Raw genomic sequence first — 17,836 nt, forward strand, 5'->3', positions numbered from 1 at the left:
CGTGGTCGCGCCGGTCGTCGTCGCGGGGCTGCTCGGCCTCGCCATCGGGTCGTTCCTCAACGTGGTCGCGCACCGGGTGCCGGTCGGCGCCTCGGTGGTCAGCCCGCCCTCGGCCTGCCCGGCGTGCGGCGCCCCGATCCGGGCCCGGCACAACGTGCCGGTGCTCGGCTGGCTGGTGCTGCGGGGGCGCTGCCGCGACTGCGCCGCGCCGATCGGCGTCCGCTACCCGCTGGTCGAGGCCGGCACCGGCGTCGCCTTCGCGCTGGTCGCGCTCCGGTTCGCGACCGACCCCGGCGGCGTCGAGGGGCTGCGGCTGCTGCCCGCCTACCTCGCCTTCACCGCGATCGCGATCGCGCTGGCGCTGATCGACCTGGACGTACGGCGGCTGCCGGACGCGATCGTCGGGCCGGCGTACCCGGTGCTGGGTGGGCTGCTCCTGCTCGCCGGCGACCCGGGCGCGCTGCTCCGGGCGCTGCTCGGCGCGCTGGCGCTCGGCGCGTTCTACCTCGCGGTCTGGCTGCTCGCGCCGGGCGGCATGGGCTTCGGCGACGTGAAGCTGGCCCCGCTCGTGGGCGCGCTGACGGCGTACCTCTCCTGGGGCACGTTCCTCGTCGGCGCCCTCGGCGCCTTCGTGCTCGGCGCCCTGGCCGGCCTGCTGCTCATCGCCGGCGGCCGCGCCGGCCGCCGCACTGCGGTGCCGTTCGGGCCGTTCATGCTGCTGGCCGCGTGGGCGGCGATCCTCGGCGCCGGGCGGCTCGGTGACGCCTACCTCGGCGCCGTGGGCCTCTGAGGCCACGCCACATGGGCCGCACACGACCCGCGTTCCGGCGTCACTGCAGCGCTGCGGAGAGGCGCATGACGTTGTCGACGTACTTCTTCCGCGCCGGCCGCTGCTTCCACTCCTCGAGCGTGAGCTCCTTGGAGAGCGCGCGGTAGGAGTCCTCGACCTCGCGCATCTTGGTCACCACGTTGGGGTCCGGCATCAGCAGGGAGATCTCGAAGTTGAGCGCGAACGATCGCAGGTCCATGTTGCTGGAGCCGACCACCGCGACGTCGTCGTCGATGGTGAAGTGCTTGCTGTGCAGGATGAGGGGCGCCGGGTACTGGTAGATCCGCACCCCCGCCTCCAGCAGCGCGCGGTAGTAGGAGGCCTGCGCGTGGCCGACCATGAACTGGTCGGAGACCTCGCTGACGAAGAGCTCCACGTCGACCCCGCGCTGGGCGGCGGTGGTGACGGCGTAGAGCAGCGACTCGTCGGGCACGAAGTACGGCGAGGTGAGCGAGATCCGGTCGTTGGCGGCGTAGATCAGCGCGGTGAACATCCGCAGGTTGTTCTCGGCGACGATGCCGGGGCCGCTCGGGATGATCTGGCACGGCACGTCGAAGACCTCGGTGTCGCGGGCGTCGGGCTCGCCGTGGACGGCGACCAGGTCGACGACCTCGCCGGTCTCGACGTACCAGTCGGAGGCGAAGACCGCGTTCAGCGCGCCGACGACAGGACCCTCCAGCCGCACCATCAGCTCGACCCACTCCCGTCCCAGCTTGTGGTTCTTCGGCTTGTTGTAGCCGCGCTCGGTCATGTTGAGGGAGCCGGTGAAGCCGACGCTGCCGTCGACCACGAGCAGCTTGCGGTGGTTGCGCAGGTCGGGGCGGCGCCAGGTGCCCTTGAGGGGCTGGATCGGCAGCATCGGGTGGTACTCGATGTCGGTCTGGTCCAGGCGCTTGAGCATGTCCTTGTAGACCGGGAGCCCGCGGGAGCCGAGGTGGTCGAAGAGGAACCGCACCGCGACGCCGCGCTCCGTGGCGCGGATCATCGCCTGGAAGAGCGGGTCGGTGACCTCGTCCCACGCGGTGATGTAGAACTCGGCGTGCACGTGGCTCTGGGCCCGGTCCACCTCCGCGGCCATCTCGTCGATCACGCCGTAGTAGTCCGGCCACAGCTGGACCTCGTTGCCGTCGGTCACCGGGAGCGCGCCGAGCCGCTCGTTGAGCGCGAAGACCGTCCGGTACGCCGGCCGCTGCCCGCTCGCGTCATAGGCGAGGTGGAGCGCGGCGGCGGGCTCGCTGATCGCCGCGCGCGCCTCCGCCTGGCGCTGCATCCGCTTGCCGCCGACCCGGATCCGACCGAAGGTCAGGAAGAACAGGAAGCCGAGGAAGGGGTCGATCAGGATCAGCAGCAGCCAGGCCATGCCCGTCGAGGGCTTCCGGTTGCCCGGGATGACGCCCAGCGCGATGACCCGCAGCCCCACGGCGAGGATGATGAGGAGCGCGGCGAACGTCAGTGCCAGTATGGCCACGAGGTCCTGTTCCATGGCGAAACCCTAGGGGCTGGATCGACCGGGGTCCCGGCAAGCGGGCGAGAGTCGTGGGAGTCTGCTTCCGTGAGCGACGAGAGCCAGCCGGGCTTCCTGGGCCGCGCGGTCGGCGCCGTGACCGGCCGGGTGGTCGACGCGGTCCCGCCGGAGGTGGTGCTCGACCACATCGACGTCGACGCGCTGCTCGACCACGTCGACATCAACCACCTGCTCGACCGGGTCGACCCGAACCGGCTGCTGGACCGCATCGAGGTCGACCGTCTGCTGGACCGCATCGACATCGACGGCCTGCTGGACCGGGTCGACATCGACCGGCTGCTCGCGCGCGCCGACATCCAGGCGCTGCTCGAGGGGGTCGACCTGGAGGGCGTGGTGCGCCGCGCGGGGATCCCCGACATCGTCGCGGAGACCACCGGGACCCTGGCCGGCCGCACCCTCGACGTGGCCCGCCGTCAGATCGTCGGGCTCGACGCCGTCCTCGCGAACCTCGTGGACCGGGTCCTGCGGCGCCCGCCGCTGGAGCAGCCCGGACCGGCCGGCCTGGTGGGTCCCCGATGACCGCTCCGGCGGGCACGGCCGGTTCCCGCGGCTCCGTCTCGGGCCGGTACGCCGGCGGCGTGAGCCGTGCCGTCGCCGCGGCGATCGACCTCGGCGTGGTGATCGGCGGCTTCACCGTCGGCGTCTGGGTGGGCCGCTTCCTGCTCGACGTGCTGCTCGGGATCGGCACCGACTGGGCCTCGGGCCTCGTGGCCACCCTGGCGCTGTTCGGCTGGGCCGGCTTCTACCTGATCGTCACCACCGCCGTCGCCGGCAAGACCGTCGGCAAGGCGCTGGTCGGCCTCAAGGTGGTGGGCCGCGACGGCGAGCCGCTGCACAGCGGCCAGGCGGTGGTGCGGGTGCTGATGCTGCCGGTGAGCACGTCGTTCTTCGGGGTCGGCCTGGTGCTGATCGTCCTGCGCCGCGACCACCGCGCGCTGCACGACCTGGTCGCCCGGACCGCCGTGGTCTACGACTGGGGCGACCGGCCGGCCGAGCTGCCGGCCCCGCTGTCGGCGTACCTGAACACGCACGGCGGCACCTCCTAGCCCGCGAGCCGACCGGTGGTTGAGGTGCGAGCGAAGCGAGCCCTTTCGGTGGTTGAGGTGCGAGCGAAGCGAGCCCTTTCGGTGGTTGAGGTGCGAGCGAAGCGAGCCCTGTCGGTGGTTGAGGTGCGAGCGAAGCGAGCCCTGTCGGTGGTTGAGGTGCGAGCGAAGCGAGCCTCGAAACCACCACCTCAGTGGTCGAGCAGCCCCCACGCCAGCGCGGGCGCGATCGCGGGAGCCAGCGGCAGCCGGGGGATCAACGTCGCCTGCACCGCGTGGTAGAGGTCGGCCTTCTCCTTCCACACGGTGCGCGCCACCGCGTTGGCCGGGTCGAGCTCGTGCCACCACGACCCGCCGGCGCGGTCGACGTGGTAGCGGGTGACGTACTCCCACCACCGGTCCAGGTCGTCGGCGAAGCGCTGCTCGCCGGTCGCCCGGTGCAGCGCGGCCGCGGCCGCCACCGCCTCGGCGGCCACCCAGTGGAACCGCTGCCGGACCACCGGCCGGCCCGACCAGTCCACCGTGTAGACGAACCCCGGCGCGCCGTCGACGGCCCAGCCGTCGGCGACGGCGCGGTCGTAGAGCGCGACCGCGGCCGGCACCATCCACGCCGGGGCCTCCTGTCCCCGCGTCGAGAGCGCGGCCCGGGCGTGCAGGGTCAGCCGGGCCCACTCCAGTCCGTGGCCGGGCGTCGACCCGAACGGGCGGAACGGGTCGTCGGGCAGGTCGGCGTGGTAGTCGAGCAGCGGTGTCCAGGTGTCGTCGAAGTGCTCCGGGATCCGGCCGTCGTGGGCGGGGGCGAGGTCGTGCGCGACCCGCTCCACCATGCGCAGCGCGCGGTCGAGCAGCCGGTCCTCCCCGGTCACGTCGGCCGCCGCCAGGTAGGCCTCGACGGTGTGCATGGCGGCGTTCACGCCGCGGTAGCCGTCGAGCACGGCGAACGCGCGGTCCCACTCCTCGACGACCATCCCGGCGTCCTCGTCCCAGAACCGCTCGTCGCTCACGCGCAGTGCCGCGGACAGGAGCGCCGCCGCGTCGGGGCGGTCGGCGGCGACGGCGCTGCTGGCGGCGAGCACCACGAAAGCGTGGGGGTACGCGGCCTTGGTGGTGCTCGTCGGCGGACCGTCGGCGGCGACCTCGGGGTACCAGCCGCCGTGCTCGTCGTCGGCGAACGGGCCGGTCAGCGACGCGATGCCGTGGTCGACGAGCTCGGCGCAGCCGGGGCGCCCGAGCAGGTGGCCGATCGCGTGGACGTGCGTCATCCGGCAGGTGATCCACAGCTCCCGCGGCCCCTCCAGCGGAGCGCCGTCGTCGGCCTGCCGGGCGAACCCGCCGGGCACCCGGGATCGGCGTCCGAACGAGAGCAGGCGATCGGTCTCGGCCTCGAGGAGTGCGAGCATCGTGGGGGTCACCGTGCCATCCTGACCCCTACGGGGCGGTTCCGGTGGCCGAGGTGCCTGCGACGCGAGCCGCTGGCGGTGGTTGAGGCGCGAGCGAAGCGAGCCGGTGGCGGTGGTTGAGGTGCGAGCGAAGCGAGCCTCGAAACCACCCGACAGGGAGGTGTGGGTCAGTGGTCGGACGTGAGCAGCCGGTGCTGGTGGTGGGCGAGGCGCTGGTCGACGTGGTCAACGCGCTGGACGGTACGACGGCGGCCCACCCCGGCGGGAGCCCGGCCAACGTGGCCCTCGGGCTGGGGCGGCTCGGTCGCGCCGCGACGCTGGTGACGTGGCTCGGCGACGACGAGGACGGCGCGCTGGTCCGCCGCCACCTGCACGAGAACCGGGTCCGCGTCGCGGACGGCGGGGGCCTGGCGGAGCGCACCACCCGGGCGATCGCGACGCTCGACGCGACCGGCGCGGCGTCGTACACGTTCGACCTGAGCTGGCGGCTGCCGCCGGGGTCGACGGAGCCGGGCGGGGTCGAGTCGCGGGCGGTCCACGTGCACACCGGCTCGCTGGCGGCCACCGTGGCGCCCGGCGGCGACGAGGTGCTGGCGATGGTCCGGCGGCACGGGGCGGACGAGACGATCTCCTACGACCCGAACCTGCGGCCCGCGGTGATGGGCAGCGCCGGCGCGGTCCGCGCCCGCGTGGAGGAGCTGGTCGGCCTCTCCGACGTGGTGAAGGTCAGCGACGAGGACCTGGCCTGGCTGCGCCCCGACGCCACGCCGGAGGCGGTCCTGGAGGAGTGGGCCGGGCAGGGGCCGTCGTTGGTGGTGCTCACCCGGGGTGCCCACGGGGTGCGGGCGGTGACCGCCGCCGGCGTCGTGGTGGAGCTGCCCTCGCCGTCGGTGGACGTCGTGGACACCGTGGGTGCGGGCGACTCCTTCATGGCGGCCCTGATCGACGGCCTGCTGGCCCGCGACCTGCTCGGCGCCGCGCACCGCGAGGGCCTGCGGGGGATCGGTGAGTCGGCGCTGGGCTCGGTGCTGGCGCGGTGCGCGAACGTCGCCGCGATCACCGTGTCGCGGCCCGGGGCGGACCCGCCGTGGGAGCACGAGCTCGGCGCGGCCGACCACTGGTGACCCGAGTCGGCGGGAACTGACCGCCCGCGGCGCGAGTCGGCAGAAACTTCCTGCCGACTCGCGGGGACTGGTCTGGACCGGTGCCGTCAGTTTCTGCCGACTCGCGGTCAGCGGGTGGTCTCGGGGATCGGGGTGATCAGCGGCTCGCCGCTCATCCACGCCGCGAGGTTCTCCAGGGTGAGCGCCCCCATCGCGGCCCGCGTGGTGACGGTCCCCGACGCGGTGTGCGGCTGCAGCACCACCTCGTCGCGGCCGAGCAGCGCCGCCGGCACCCGCGGCTCGTCGCGGAAGACGTCCAGTCCGGCCCCGCCGAGGGTCCCCGCCTCGAGGGCTGCGACCAGGGCGGCCTCGTCGACCACCGACCCGCGGGCGACGTTGACCAGGACGCCGTCGGGGCCGAGCGCCGCGAGCACCTCGGCGCCGACCAGGCCCTCGGTCGCGGCGCCGCCGGGCACCACGACGACCAGCGAGTCCACGGCGGCGGCGAGCGCGACCGGCGAGGGCTGGTAGGCGTACGGGACGCCCGGCGCCGGGCGCCGGTTGTGGTAGCTGACGGTCGCGCCGAGGGCCTCGACGCGGGTGGCGACCGCCTGCCCGATCCGGCCCAGGCCGAGGATGCCCACCCGGGTCCCGGCGACCTGCCCGGTGAGCGGGAAGGGACCCTCCGGCCAGCGGCCCTCGCGCACGTACCGGTCGGCGACGACCACCTGCCGGCGTACCGCCAGCAGGAGTGCCACCGCGTGCTCGGCGACGGCGGGGTCGAGCACGCCCGGGGTGTTGCTGACGGCGATCCCGCGGTCCAGCGCCGTGGCGAGGTCGATGTTGTCGTAGCCGACCCCGAAGTTCGCGATCATGCCGAGCCGCGGCAGGGCCTCGATCAGGTCGGCGTCGACGGGGGAGAAGTTGGAGCAGACGATGGCGACCACCTCCTCGCCGTGCGCCGCGAGGAACTCCGCCCGCCCCTCCGCCGGCAGGTCGAGCGTCGGGTACGACGCCGCGACGGCCTCGTGGGTGCCCGGGTGCAGCGGGGGGACGCGGAGCACGGCCCCCGCGGGGTGGTGGGTGGTCACGGCGCCAACCTAGTGTCCGCGCCGGGGACGGCGCCGGTGAGCAGCCGCTCGGACTCGACCAGGGCGGCCAGGCCGTCGGCGCGGATGCGCTGGGAGATCGCGGACGGGGTGACCCCGAGCCCGGCGGCGAGGTCGCGCTGGCTGGTGCCGGCCAGGAGCCCGCGCAGGATCGCCAGCGACCGCTCGTCGAGGCCGCCGACGACGTGGTCGCGCAGCACCAGGGCGGCGTTGACGGCGCCGGCCGCTCCCGCGAGCGCGTCCGCGAGCCCGTCCGCGAGACCGCGCTCGGACCCGGCCGCGGGGGCGGCGACGAAGGCCGTGCGCCGGGAGCGGCTGGCGGGGCGCTCCTCGGCCTCCTGCACGTGGTGGATGGCGTCGCGCGCCGCCCACCAGCCGGGACCGTCCTCGACCCGCGGGTCGTCGTCGAGGACGGTCACCTCGCCCCAGCCGATGCCGTGCCGCAGGTCGTGCGCGGGCAGCAGGGCCAACCGCAGCTCGAGGCTCGCCGCCAGGGCCTGGGCGACGGTTCCGAACCGGCCCTGGAACTCGTCGCCGACGGTGATCCGCAGCGGCAGCGTGGGCGCGTGGCGCCGGTTGACGCCGGCCAGGGTGGCGGTGAGACGCTCGTGGAGGTGTGCGCGGTCTCCGCTCTCGCGCGAGTCCACGACGTCACCGATCAGCGTCGCCGTCAGCATAGTCCTTCACCTCCCGATAGTGAAGCATAATGCTAACTATCGAGAGAGTGAAGTGAAATGCTCACTCCGGCGTGGCCGTGCTCCCGATGTCGAGCATCTCCCGGCGGGACGCGACCTTGATCCGGGTCCGTCCGGCCTGCTCGCCGAGGGCGATCTCGTGCTGGTCGAGCCGCTCCCACGAGGCGCCGGTGGCGACCTCCACCCGGCGCTCGGCGAAGTAGGCGTCGACGTCCGCGGGGGCGCGCAGGGGAGCGGTCGGCGTGGTCGTCGCGAGCAGGTGGGCCACGGTCTCCGCGGCGTCGCTCTTGGTGTGCCCGATCAGGCCGACCGGCCCCCGCTTGATCCAGCCGGTGACGAAGAGGCCGGGGATCGCGTCGCCGTCCAGGTCCAGCACCCGGCCGCCGTCGTTCGGGACGACGGCGGCGGTGTGGTCGAAGGGGACGCCCGGCAGCGCGGTGCTGCGGTAGCCGACCGCGCGGTAGACCTGCTGGACGTCCCAGTCGGTGATCTCGCCGGTGCCGGCCACGGAGCCGTCGCCGACCAGCTCGGTGCGCTCGGTGCGCAGCCCGCCCACGGTGCCGGGGCGGTCGGCGTCCTCGAGGATCTCCACCGGCTGCTCCAGGAAGTGCAGGTGGATCCGGTGCGGCTTGCCCTCGGGGTCGCGGCCGACCCAGTTGGCCAGGGTGTCGAGCACCATCTTGGACTGCTTGTTCTTCTGGATGTGCTGCATCGAGTGCTCGTCGACCTCGAACCCCTCGGGGTGCACGATCACGTCCACGTTGGGGGAGTGGGCCAGCTCCCGCAGCTCCAGCGGCGAGAACTTCGCGTACGCCGGTCCGCGGCGGGCGAAGACGTGCACGTCGGTGATCGTCTTGTCCCGCAGCCCCTGGTAGACGTGCTCGGGGATGTCGGTGCTCAGCATCTCCTCGCCCGTCTTGGCCAGCACCCGCGCCACGTCGAGGGCGACGTTGCCCACGCCGAGGACGGCGACGGAGGTCGCCTGCAGCGGCCAGGCGCGCGGCACGTCGGGGTGGGCGTCGTACCAGGAGACGAAGTCGGCGGCGCCGTGCGACCCGGCCAGGTCCTCGCCGGGGACGCCCAGGTCGCGGTCGGCCATCGCGCCGGTGGCGACGACCACGGCGTCGTAGTACTGGCGCAGGTCCTCGAGCTTGACGTCGACGCCGAGCTCGACGTTGCCGAGGAAGCGGACGTCCGGGTGGGCGATCACCCGCTGGAGGGCCTTGATGATCTCCTTGATCCGCGGGTGGTCGGGCGCGACGCCGTAGCGGACCAGGCCGAACGGGGCGGGCAGGCGCTCGAGCAGGTCGACGGAGACGTCGGTCTCGGACTTGATGAGCTGGTCGGCGGCGTAGATGCCGGCCGGGCCGCCGCCCACGATGGCAACACGAAGAGTCATGCCGAGAAGTCTGCTGACGCGCCGACGGGCGTGGAACGACGTCGTCCTTGGGTTGTCACAAGTTAGCCTTGTGACATGGTCCTGGGGTCCCACGTACCCGAGCTGCGGGCGCTGGAGCTGCTCGCCGCCGTCGCGCGCCTCGGCAGCCTGGGCGCCGCGGCCGCCGAGCTCGGCATCAGCCAGCAGGCCGCGTCGTCGCGGCTGCGGACGATGGAGTCGTTGGTCGGGGAGCCGCTGGTGCTGCGCAGCAAGCGCGGGTCCGAGCTGACGCCGACCGGGGAGCTGGTGGTGCAGTGGGCCGGCCGGGTGCTGGAGGCGGCCGAGGAGCTCGACGCCGGCATCACGGCGCTGCGCGCCGACCGGCGCGGCCACCTCGCGGTCGCGGCCTCGCTGACCATCGCCGAGCACATGCTGCCCGGCTGGCTGGTCGGCCTCCGTGCCCACCAGGTACGCCGCGGGCTGGCGCCGACCGAGGTGACCATGACCGCGACCAACTCCGAGCGGGTGGCCGCGCTGGTCGAGACCGGCGAGGTGGCGCTCGGGTTCGTCGAGGGCCCCGACGCGCCGGTGGGCCTGCGTTGCCGCCTGGTCGGGACCGACGAGCTGGTGGTCGTCGTGAGCCCGGCGCACCCGTGGGCGGGCCGTGGGCGGCGGCGGGTGAGCGCCGAGGCACTCGCGACGACGCCGCTGGTGGTGCGCGAGCCGGGGTCGGGCACGCGCCTGGTGCTCGAGCGGGCCCTGGTAGGCCTGCGGCAGGCGGCGCCGGCCCTCGAGCTCTCCAGCACCGCGGCGGTGCGCGCCGCGGTGGCCGCGGGCGCCGGGCCGGCCGCGCTGGGGCGTCACGCCGTGCGCGACGACCTGGTGACCGGGCGGCTGGTCAGCGTGACCGTCACCGGCCTGGACCTGACCCGCCGCCTGCACGCCGTGTGGCGGGGCGGTGAGCACCCGCCGCAGGGGCCGGCGCGCGACCTGGTCGCCTGGGCGGCAGGTCGCTGAGCCGGTCGGTCAGCGGCCGCGCAGGCGTCCCCAGAAGGAGCCGCCGGACTGCTCCTTGGCCGCGGCGATCTCCTGCGCGGTGTGCTTGCCGCCGCACCACTGGTCCTTGGGGACCATCGACTTCACCTGCGCGACGTGGGAGCCGCAGCCGGCCCAGGTGGTCTTGTCACAGGTCTTGCAGCGGGCGGGACGGCACATGCAGGTTCTCCTCCGGTGGTGGGGTGTGACGGTGTCGGCTGGCCGGTCGGTCAGGCGGGGGCGTCGCCGGCCTCGAGGGCGTCGGCGAACTCGCAGAAGTCGCGGTAGGCGCGGGCGCCGTAGATGGTGGCGGGGCCGCCGTGCATCAGGAAGGTCACGCCGATCGCCTCGGCCGCCTCCTGGCGGGTGGCGCCGGCGCGGACGGCGGACTGGGCGTGGGAGGCGATGCAGCCGTCGCAGCCCTCGATGACGCCGATCGCGAGCGCGATCAGCTCCTTGGTCTTCTTGGGCAGCACGCCGTCGGCGAACGCCGCCCTCGAGAGCTCGCCGAAGCCGCGGTAGACGTCCGGGATCGCGCGGCGCAGCTCGCGGTGCATCGGGGTCATCTCGCGGAGAAGCTCGCGGCCGTGGTCGTGGCCGACGGCCTCGGGCGCGGTGGCGGTGATGGTCATGGACGCTTCCTCTCTCGCTGGCACTTTAACCCCCTGGGGGGATAACATCAGGCTAACACAACCCCCTGGGGGGTTGTAGAATCGACACGAGTCCGCGCGGGACCGCCGGTCCGGCCGCGTGAGGGTGGCATCCTTCTCGCAGCGCCAGCGCGGGCCCGGGCGCTGGCTGCCGACAGGCAGTGGAGGCTGGCGCCCGTGGAACGAGGCGAGGAGAACCCCGATGCAGCTGGGTCCTGAGGACACCAAGGCGATCATCACCCGCATGAAGCGGGCCCACGGCCACCTGGCCAGCGTCATCCGGATGCTGGAGGAGGGGGCGGAGTGCGAGGACGCGCTCACCCAGCTGGCCGCCGTGAACAAGGCGATCAGCCGCAGCGGCTACGCGCTCGTCGCGACCGGCCTGCAGCACTGCATGACCGAGGGCGGCCCCGACAGCGTCGACGCCAAGAAGCTGGAGAAGCTCTTCCTCTCGATGGCGTGAGCCTGGGCGCTGGCGGCGCGACCGGTCGGCCCGCGACGGGTCACCGGCGTGCGGCCACGGCGTCGATGATCCGGTGCGCCGTGGCGGCCGCGTCGTGCGTCGCGGTATCCACGACCAGGTCGGCCGAGTCCACGAGCCAGGACCTGGCGGACCGGTAGGTGTCGACGTGGCGGTGCCGCCACGGCCGTACGCGCTCGGGCTCCTCGTCGTCGGCGTCGATGCGGGCGTGGAGCGTCGCCGCGTCCGCGTCGAGGACCACGTGCAGGACGTCGTGCCCGAGGGAGGCGAGACCGCCCCGGATCTCGTGCCAGTAGCTCTCGACGAGCACGGACTGGGCCGCGACGAGGTCCTGGCCGGTGAACCCGGCGATCTCGTCGGCGACCACCGGAACGAGCCGGCGCCACGACGGGTAGTGCTGGAAGTCGGACACCTGGTGGTCCGCCAGGTTGTTGGCGAGCATGTAGCCCACCCATTCGGGATCGAAGTGCCGGAAGCGGGGAGAGGCCTCCGCCAGCCGCGCGCCGGTCGTGGTCTTGCCGACCCCGAACGTTCCGTTCAGCCAGAGGATCATGGTCCGACGATAGGCGGCGGCGGCGACCTCGGTCGGTACGCCGCCGCGCGTCCCGCCGGCCCCGGGAGGCTGAGGGCGGGTCCTGCCGGGATCTCAGAAGCCGGCGTTGTCCAGGAACGCCAACCACTCGGCGGTCCGGTCGTCGTCGGTCGCCGGCGCAGGACTGACCACGAGGTCGTCATCGATGTCGTAGCGCTGCAGGACGGTCAGCATCCACACGGTGTCACCCGCCAGGTCCCGGGCCTGTTCCAGCTCCTCCGCGCTGGGGCGGGGGGTGAAGAGATCCGGCGTCTCGAAGACCCGCACGTAGAGGTCCGAGAGGTCGGCGGTGTAGCCGATCGAGCTGAGGGAGCCCTCGGCGTCCAGCTCGATCGTGACCTCGGTGGGGGCGTCGCCGTAGAAGTCGACGTACAGCTCGGTGAGCTCGTCGACGTCGACGCCGAGGTTCTGCGCAAGCCCCGCAGCCGCGCTGCGCGCGGTCTGCTCCACGTCCTGACCGAGTGCGGCCATCACGTCGGCGTAGTGTCCGCGCCCGGTGATGGTCCGGTCGTCCTGCTCGACGTCGTCCAGCGACTCGGGCAGGTCGTCGGCCACCTGGTGGAGGTCGGGTACGCCCTGCCCGACGACGATCGCGACGAGGTCGGAGCTGTCGTCGGCCACCGCCTCGAGGTCCAGGTAGGACACGCCCGGCTCGAAAGGACCCAGGTCGGCGCTCGGGGTCGCTTCCTTGAGCGCGGCGTAGTCGCGGGAGTCGACCGTGATCCGCTCAGGCGTGTTCCACAGCTCGAACCCGATGTCCGTGCCCTCCCCGGCGATCGGACCCAGCATCGCGGAGACGTCGACCGCCAGATGGCTCACCGCGGGCGTCATCTCGGCCACCAGTGCGGGCTCGTCCTCGTCGATCTCGGTCTCGGTGTCGATCCCGAGCAGCGAGGACGAGAGCTTCTGTGCGGTGAACGTGGACAGTCGGTAGCTGGTCGCCTCGCCGGCCGTTGCGAAGGCGCCTGCGAGAGCCGCCGTTCCCGACTGGTCGACGACCCGCTCTGGTTCCGACTCGGGGGCCCCCTGCGAGCCGCAGCCGGAGGCCAGAGCGGCGGTGAGGAACACTGTCAGGGCGCCACGGGCGACATAAGTCGTCATATCGTCAGGCTAGTGAAGGCCGGAGCGGCGAGTTGAACCGGGGCCCGGCGGATGGTGGCGCCACCCCGCCCCGCCCCGCCCTGCCCCGGTCGGCTCAGCTCGGCTCAGCTCGCGAGCAGCGCGCTGAGCTCGGTGACCGCCAGCAGCGCGGTCGCGAGCGCCAGCGCGAACGCGGCGCGCCCGCCGCGCGCCCGGCCGCGCCGCGGCGTCGCGTGGTGGGTGAGGTAGCGGCCCTGGCTCTCCAGGAAGACCCAGGCCGACAGCACGGCCGCCGCGCCGAGCGTGCCGGCGGCGAAGAGTCCGAGCCGGTCGAAGGTGAAGCGGGCGAGCACGATCGCGGCCACCGTCAGCGACAGGGCGGTGCGCTGCCAGGCGAGCGCCGTGCGCTCGTTGGCCATCCCGGTGTCGGCCTGCTCCGGCTGCTCGTCGGACATCTCTGCGCGCGTGCTCAGATCGCGAAGAGCAGGATGATCAGCGCGATCAGCGCCAGGCCGACCACGAGCAGCACCGCGGGACCGAACGCCGGCAGCGGCTCGCGCCGCCGGATCGCCCGCTCCGAGAGCGCCCACCGCACCCACGCCGAGATCGCGCAGACCAGGCCGAGGCCGGCGAGCACCACCACCAGCGTGACCCGCAGGGCCGCGGGGAGGTTCAGCTCGACGAGGTCCACCGCGACCGCCGCGGCGAGCAGCGCGAGCGCGGTCCGGATCCAGGCCAGGAACGTGCGTTCGTTGGCGAAGCTGAACCGGTAGTCCGGCTCCTCGCCGTCGGAGTAGACCCAGCCGGGCCAGCGGGAGCGTTCGGTCACGCGGCCGATCCTGCCCGATGGCGTCGGTGGGTGGGCGGCCGGTCCCGTCAGTCGGCGCGTCGCGGCCCGGGCAGCAGCCCGTCGGCCGGCAGCTGGCCGACCAGCACCGCCATCGCCCGCTTCCAGGTGCGGACGGTGGCCTCCCGGGTGCCGTCCTGCCCGGCCAGCATGGTGAGCACCGACAGGCCGGTGAGCAGGTCGACCGTGAACTCGACCAGCGACTCGGTCCGCGGGTCGCTCACGTACGGCTCGCCCAGCGTCTCCGCGTAGAGAGCCCGCATCGAGGAGAGCAGCCGTGCCTCCTCGGGGATCAGCGCGGTCCGCAGGTCGGCGTCGGTGCGGGCGGCGACCCACAGCTCCAGCGCCGCGAAGAAGATCGGGCTGGTCAGGTCGCGCCAGATCAGGTCGACCACGGCCTGGATCCGGTCGGCGCCCTCGTCGATCAGCGCCGCGTCGTTGCGGAACCGCTCGATCCGGGCGTCGACGAGGTGCGAGACGGCCCCGACCAGGAGCTCGGCGCGGGTGGGGAAGTGGTGCTGGATCGTGCCGCGCGCCAGCCCGGTGCGCTCCTGGACCTCCGAGACCGTGGTGGCCGCCAGCCCCCGCTCGAGGAGGCAGTCCGCCGTCGAGTCGAGGATCCGGGCCCGGGTGGTCGCGCGCCGCTCCGCCTGGGTACGGCGGGGCCGGGCGCTGGGCGGTGCGGCGGGTGCCGCGGCGTGCGCGTCGTCGGGAGCCACCCGGCGACCGTACGGCGTGACGGTAACGGGGTCAACGGAGCCCGCGGAAGGGCGGGACCTTGGACCCCTTGACGACCAACTGTGGCCTACGCCACTCTAAAACCGTACGCGGTAACGGTTTGTGAGATCTGGGGGCGAGCGATGGGGCGCAGTCCGTCGATAGCGATCATCGGCAGCGGCTTCGGTGGCCTGGCCGCCGCGATCGAGCTGCGGAGGCGCGGCTACGACGACGTCGTGCTGCTGGAGAGGGCCGACGAGGTCGGCGGCGTGTGGCGCGACAACACCTACCCCGGTGCCGCCTGCGACGTCCCCTCGCCGATCTACTCCTTCTCCTTCGAGCCGAACCTCCGCTGGCCGCACCGCTTCTCCCGGCAGCCCGCGATCCTGGATTACCTGCGATCGGTGGCCGACAAGTACGACGTGCGCCGCCGCATCCGGTTCGGCGTCGAGGTCGTCGCGGCGACGTACGACGACGGCGACCGCCGCTGGCACGTCGACCTCCGGACGGCCGACGGTCACGACGAGGAGCTCGAGGTCGACGTGCTCGTCTCCGCGGTCGGCCAGCTCTCCCGGCCGGGCTTCGCCGACATCCCGGGCCGCGAGACCTTCGACGGTCCCTCCTTCCACTCCGCCGAGTGGCGCCACGACGTCGACCTGACCGGGAAGCGGGTGGCGGTGGTCGGCACCGGCGCCAGCGCGGTGCAGTTCGTCCCCGCGATCGCCCCCGAGGTCGGCTCGATGACGGTCTACCAGCGCTCCGCGCCGTACCTGCTGCTGCGCCCCGACCGCCGCTTCTCCCGCGCCCACCACCGCCTGTTCAGCGCGCTGCCCGCCGTCCAGCTGGCCGAGCGCGGCTTCTGGTTCGGGATGCTGGAGATCCTCGGCGTCGCCTGGATCTACTCCCGGCTGGTCGCCGGCGTGCTCAAGGGCTGCTCGTGGCTGCACATGCGGCACGGTGCGAAGGCCAAGCCCGGGCTGTTCGCGAAGGTCTGGCCGGACTACCCGATCGGCTGCAAGCGGGTGCTCTTCTCCGACGACTACGTGCCTGCGCTGGCCCGGCCGAACGTCGACCTGGTCACCGACCCGATCTCGCGGATCACGCCCGCCGGGGTGGTCACGGTCGACCGGGCCGGCCGCGAGACCGAGCACCCGGCCGACGTGCTGATCTGGGGGACCGGGTTCCGGGCCACCGAGTTCCTGGCCCCGATCAAGGTCACCGGGGCCGGCGGCCGCCTGCTCGACGCGGAGTGGGCCGGCGGCGCCCGCGCCTACTACGGGATGTCGGTGCCGCACTTCCCGAACCTGCACCTGATGTACGGCCCGAACACCAACACCGGCGCCGGCTCGGTCGTCTACTTCCTCGAGGCCCAGGCCCGCTACCTCGGCGACCTGGTCGACGAGGTCGTCCGTCGTGACGCCCCGCTCGCGGTCCGCCCCGACGTCGAGAGCGCCTACGACCACTGGGTCCAGGAGCGACTGTCGAGCAGCGTCTGGAGCCGCTGCACGTCCTGGTACCGCGTCGGCGGCACCGGGCGGATCACCACCAACTGGCCGCTGCTCGGCAGCCAGTACCACCACCAGGCCCGGTTCCGGCCGGGCGACTACGAAGAGGTTGCATAGATGACGACGATCCCCACGCCGTCGGGGTCGGTCGGCGAGCCGACCGGCAGGTACGACTACGACGTGCTCGTGATCGGATCCGGGTTCGGCGGCAGCGTGACCGCGCTGCGCCTGACCGAGAAGGGCTACACCGTCGGGGTGCTCGAGGCGGGGCGCCGCTGGAACGCCGACGACATCCCGAGGACCAACTGGAACCTGCGCAAGTCGATCTGGATGCCCCGCCTGGGGATGACCGGCCCGCAGCAGATCAGCGTGCTCGGCAAGTGCATGGTCTTCAGCGGCGCCGGCGTCGGCGGTGGCTCCCTCATCTACGGCAACACGCTCTACGAGCCGCTGCCGGAGTTCTACACCGACAAGGCCTGGGCCCACATCACCGACTGGCGCTCCGAGCTCGCGCCGTTCTACGACCAGGCCAAGCGGATGCTCGGCGTCGAGACCAACCCGCGGATCGGCCCGAAGGACGAGGTGCTGCTCGACATCGCCCGCGACCTCGGCAAGGAGGGCACCTTCCATCGCACCGACGTGGGCGTCTTCTTCAACGAGGGCCGCGAGGGCGAGGAGGTCGACGACCCGTACTTCGGTGGCGCCGGGCCGCGCCGCCGCGGCTGCATCCACTGCGCCGAGTGCATGACCCAGTGCAGGCACAACGCGAAGAACACCACGACGACGAACTACCTCTACCTGGCCGAGAAGAACGGCGCGCAGGTGCACGAGCTGACCAAGGTCACCTCGGTCGCCCCGGACGGCCACGGCGGCTACCGGGTCGAGACCCAGCGCCCGGGTGCGGTGCTCCGCAAGCGCGAGCGCACCTTCACCGCGCGCCAGGTGGTCTTCGCCGCCGCCGCGCTGGGCACGCAGAAGCTGCTGCACCAGCTCCGCGACGACGGCACCCTCGGCGACCTCAGCCCGCACCTGGGCCACCTGACCCGCAGCAACTCCGAGGCGATCCTCGGCGTCGCCGCGAAGGACCGTGACGACTTCGCCCAGGGCGTCGCGATCTCCTCCTCGATCCACCCCGAGGACCAGACCCACGTCGAGGTGGTCGGCTACGGCAAGGGGCAGAACGCGATGTTCGCCCAGCTCGCGCCGATGATCGACGGCGGCGCCTTCCGGTTCCTGCGGCTCCTGCTGTTCATGCTGCTGCACCCGGCCCGCACCGTCCGCACCTACAACCTGCGCCGGGCCTCGGAGCGGTCGGTGATCCTGCTGGTGATGCAGTCGCTGGACAACTCGCTCACCTCGTTCCGCAAGGGCAAGCGACTGCTCACCAAGCCCGGCGACGGCGAGCCCAACCCGGACTGGATCCCGCTGGCCCACGACGTGGCGCGGCGCTGGGAGAAGAAGGTGGACGGGGTCGCGGCCGCCGTGGTCACCGACGCCTTCAACATCCCCGCCACCGCCCACTACATCGGCGGGTGCACGATCGGCGACGGCCCGGAGACCGGCGTCGTCGACGGCTACCAGCGGATCTACGGCTACCCCGGCCTGCACGTGGCCGACGGCAGCGCGATCACCGCCAACCTCGGCGTCAACCCGTCGCTGACCATCACCGCGCAGGCGGAGCGGGCGATGGCGTTCTGGCCGAACAAGGGCGAGGAGGACCCGCGCCCGGCGCTGGGGGAGGCCTACCAGCGGATCGCGCCGGTCGCCCCGGCCGCCCCCGCCGTCCCGGGCGCCGCCCCGGGCGCGCTGCGGCTGCCGATCACGCCCGTCTGAGGGCAGGATGGGCT

20 protein-coding genes are annotated in these 17,836 nt (G+C 73.3%); 8 read left to right on the forward strand and 12 right to left on the reverse strand.

Translation table 11 applies throughout. From position 1 onward, the window contains the following. The first annotated feature begins 1 nt into the window (after window position 1). Window positions 2–790: a prepilin peptidase gene (locus ABLM29_RS02845; RefSeq protein ID WP_349712244.1), complete on the forward strand. Its 789-nt coding sequence runs from the start codon at window positions 2–4 to the stop codon at window positions 788–790. Between the two features lie 40 nt (window positions 791–830). On the opposite strand, the gene cls is transcribed toward ABLM29_RS02845, so the two are convergent. After that, window positions 831–2,312: a cardiolipin synthase gene (gene cls, locus ABLM29_RS02850; protein ID WP_349712246.1), complete on the reverse strand. Its 1,482-nt coding sequence runs from the start codon at window positions 2,310–2,312 to the stop codon at window positions 831–833. A 69-nt stretch (window positions 2,313–2,381) separates the two neighbouring features. On the opposite strand from cls, the gene ABLM29_RS02855 reads away from it, so the two are divergent. Next, window positions 2,382–2,873 carry a hypothetical protein gene (locus ABLM29_RS02855; protein WP_349712249.1) on the forward strand — a complete coding sequence of 164 codons (492 nt, stop codon included), beginning with the start codon at window positions 2,382–2,384 and terminating at the stop codon, window positions 2,871–2,873. Then, a complete protein-coding gene (locus ABLM29_RS02860; protein ID WP_349712250.1) occupies window positions 2,870–3,400 on the forward strand; it encodes an RDD family protein in 531 nt (176 codons plus the stop codon). The genes ABLM29_RS02855 and ABLM29_RS02860 overlap by 4 nt, the downstream gene beginning before the upstream one ends. A 188-nt stretch (window positions 3,401–3,588) precedes the next feature. On the opposite strand, the gene ABLM29_RS02865 is transcribed toward ABLM29_RS02860, so the two are convergent. Further along, complete coding sequence (locus ABLM29_RS02865) at window positions 3,589–4,809, reverse strand: AGE family epimerase/isomerase (protein WP_349712251.1); 1,221 nt, start codon at window positions 4,807–4,809, stop codon at window positions 3,589–3,591. Window positions 4,810–4,967: 158 nt separating this feature from the next. Between ABLM29_RS02865 and ABLM29_RS02870 the strand changes: the two genes are divergently transcribed. After that, complete coding sequence (locus ABLM29_RS02870; protein WP_349712253.1) at window positions 4,968–5,921, forward strand: carbohydrate kinase family protein; 954 nt, start codon at window positions 4,968–4,970, stop codon at window positions 5,919–5,921. A gap of 107 nt (window positions 5,922–6,028) precedes the next feature. Here the strand turns inward: ABLM29_RS02870 and ABLM29_RS02875 are convergent, their stop codons facing one another. From ABLM29_RS02875 to ABLM29_RS02885, 3 genes are all read right to left on the reverse strand, one after another. Further along, entirely contained in the window at window positions 6,029–6,991 is a 963-nt protein-coding gene (locus tag ABLM29_RS02875) for a 2-hydroxyacid dehydrogenase (RefSeq protein ID WP_349712254.1), read from the reverse strand. Beyond that, window positions 6,988–7,686: a SatD family protein gene (locus ABLM29_RS02880; RefSeq protein ID WP_349712255.1), complete on the reverse strand. Its 699-nt coding sequence runs from the start codon at window positions 7,684–7,686 to the stop codon at window positions 6,988–6,990. The genes ABLM29_RS02875 and ABLM29_RS02880 overlap by 4 nt, the downstream gene beginning before the upstream one ends. 61 nt (window positions 7,687–7,747) lie before the next feature. Beyond that, window positions 7,748–9,103: an FAD-dependent oxidoreductase gene (locus tag ABLM29_RS02885; RefSeq protein ID WP_349712256.1), complete on the reverse strand. Its 1,356-nt coding sequence runs from the start codon at window positions 9,101–9,103 to the stop codon at window positions 7,748–7,750. A 75-nt stretch (window positions 9,104–9,178) separates the two neighbouring features. Between ABLM29_RS02885 and ABLM29_RS02890 the strand changes: the two genes are divergently transcribed. After that, window positions 9,179–10,099, forward strand: coding sequence for a LysR family transcriptional regulator (locus ABLM29_RS02890; RefSeq protein ID WP_349712258.1), 921 nt, complete (start codon window positions 9,179–9,181; stop codon window positions 10,097–10,099). A gap of 9 nt (window positions 10,100–10,108) precedes the next feature. Here the strand turns inward: ABLM29_RS02890 and ABLM29_RS02895 are convergent, their stop codons facing one another. Both ABLM29_RS02895 and ABLM29_RS02900 read right to left on the reverse strand, forming a co-directional pair. Next, window positions 10,109–10,297 carry a DUF8730 family Cys-rich protein gene (locus tag ABLM29_RS02895; protein ID WP_349712259.1) on the reverse strand — a complete coding sequence of 63 codons (189 nt, stop codon included), beginning with the start codon at window positions 10,295–10,297 and terminating at the stop codon, window positions 10,109–10,111. Between the two features lie 50 nt (window positions 10,298–10,347). Continuing rightward, window positions 10,348–10,749: a carboxymuconolactone decarboxylase family protein gene (locus ABLM29_RS02900; RefSeq protein WP_349712262.1), complete on the reverse strand. Its 402-nt coding sequence runs from the start codon at window positions 10,747–10,749 to the stop codon at window positions 10,348–10,350. Window positions 10,750–10,969: 220 nt separating this feature from the next. Between ABLM29_RS02900 and ABLM29_RS02905 the strand changes: the two genes are divergently transcribed. Then, window positions 10,970–11,230: a metal-sensitive transcriptional regulator gene (locus ABLM29_RS02905; RefSeq protein ID WP_349712264.1), complete on the forward strand. Its 261-nt coding sequence runs from the start codon at window positions 10,970–10,972 to the stop codon at window positions 11,228–11,230. A 40-nt stretch (window positions 11,231–11,270) separates the two neighbouring features. Here ABLM29_RS02905 and ABLM29_RS02910 read toward each other — a convergent pair whose 3' ends face one another. From ABLM29_RS02910 to ABLM29_RS02930, 5 genes are all read right to left on the reverse strand, one after another. Next, a complete protein-coding gene (locus ABLM29_RS02910; protein WP_349712266.1) occupies window positions 11,271–11,801 on the reverse strand; it encodes a P-loop nucleotide/nucleoside kinase family protein in 531 nt (176 codons plus the stop codon). 93 nt (window positions 11,802–11,894) lie between these two features. After that, window positions 11,895–12,941, reverse strand: a complete 1,047-nt coding sequence (locus ABLM29_RS02915) for a hypothetical protein (protein ID WP_349712267.1) — start codon at window positions 12,939–12,941, stop codon at window positions 11,895–11,897. 104 nt (window positions 12,942–13,045) lie between these two features. Beyond that, the gene (locus ABLM29_RS02920) at window positions 13,046–13,375 is read right to left on the reverse strand and encodes a DUF202 domain-containing protein (protein WP_349712269.1); all 330 of its coding nucleotides are present in this window, start codon (window positions 13,373–13,375) and stop codon (window positions 13,046–13,048) included. Between the two features lie 14 nt (window positions 13,376–13,389). After that, complete coding sequence (locus ABLM29_RS02925) at window positions 13,390–13,749, reverse strand: YidH family protein (protein ID WP_349712271.1); 360 nt, start codon at window positions 13,747–13,749, stop codon at window positions 13,390–13,392. Between the two features lie 47 nt (window positions 13,750–13,796). Beyond that, on the reverse strand, window positions 13,797–14,486 hold the full coding sequence (locus ABLM29_RS02930; protein WP_349712274.1) for a TetR/AcrR family transcriptional regulator: 690 nt from the start codon (window positions 14,484–14,486) through the stop codon (window positions 13,797–13,799). A gap of 141 nt (window positions 14,487–14,627) precedes the next feature. Between ABLM29_RS02930 and ABLM29_RS02935 the strand changes: the two genes are divergently transcribed. Then, on the forward strand, window positions 14,628–16,106 hold the full coding sequence (locus tag ABLM29_RS02935; RefSeq protein WP_349712276.1) for a flavin-containing monooxygenase: 1,479 nt from the start codon (window positions 14,628–14,630) through the stop codon (window positions 16,104–16,106). After that, on the forward strand, window positions 16,107–17,822 hold the full coding sequence (locus ABLM29_RS02940) for a GMC oxidoreductase (protein ID WP_349712278.1): 1,716 nt from the start codon (window positions 16,107–16,109) through the stop codon (window positions 17,820–17,822). It begins immediately after the preceding gene. The last annotated feature ends 14 nt before the right edge of the window (window positions 17,823–17,836 follow it).

The sequence above is a fragment of the Nocardioides sp. YIM 152588 genome (genome assembly GCF_040191335.1).
Lineage (GTDB): Bacteria > Actinomycetota > Actinomycetes > Propionibacteriales > Nocardioidaceae > Nocardioides.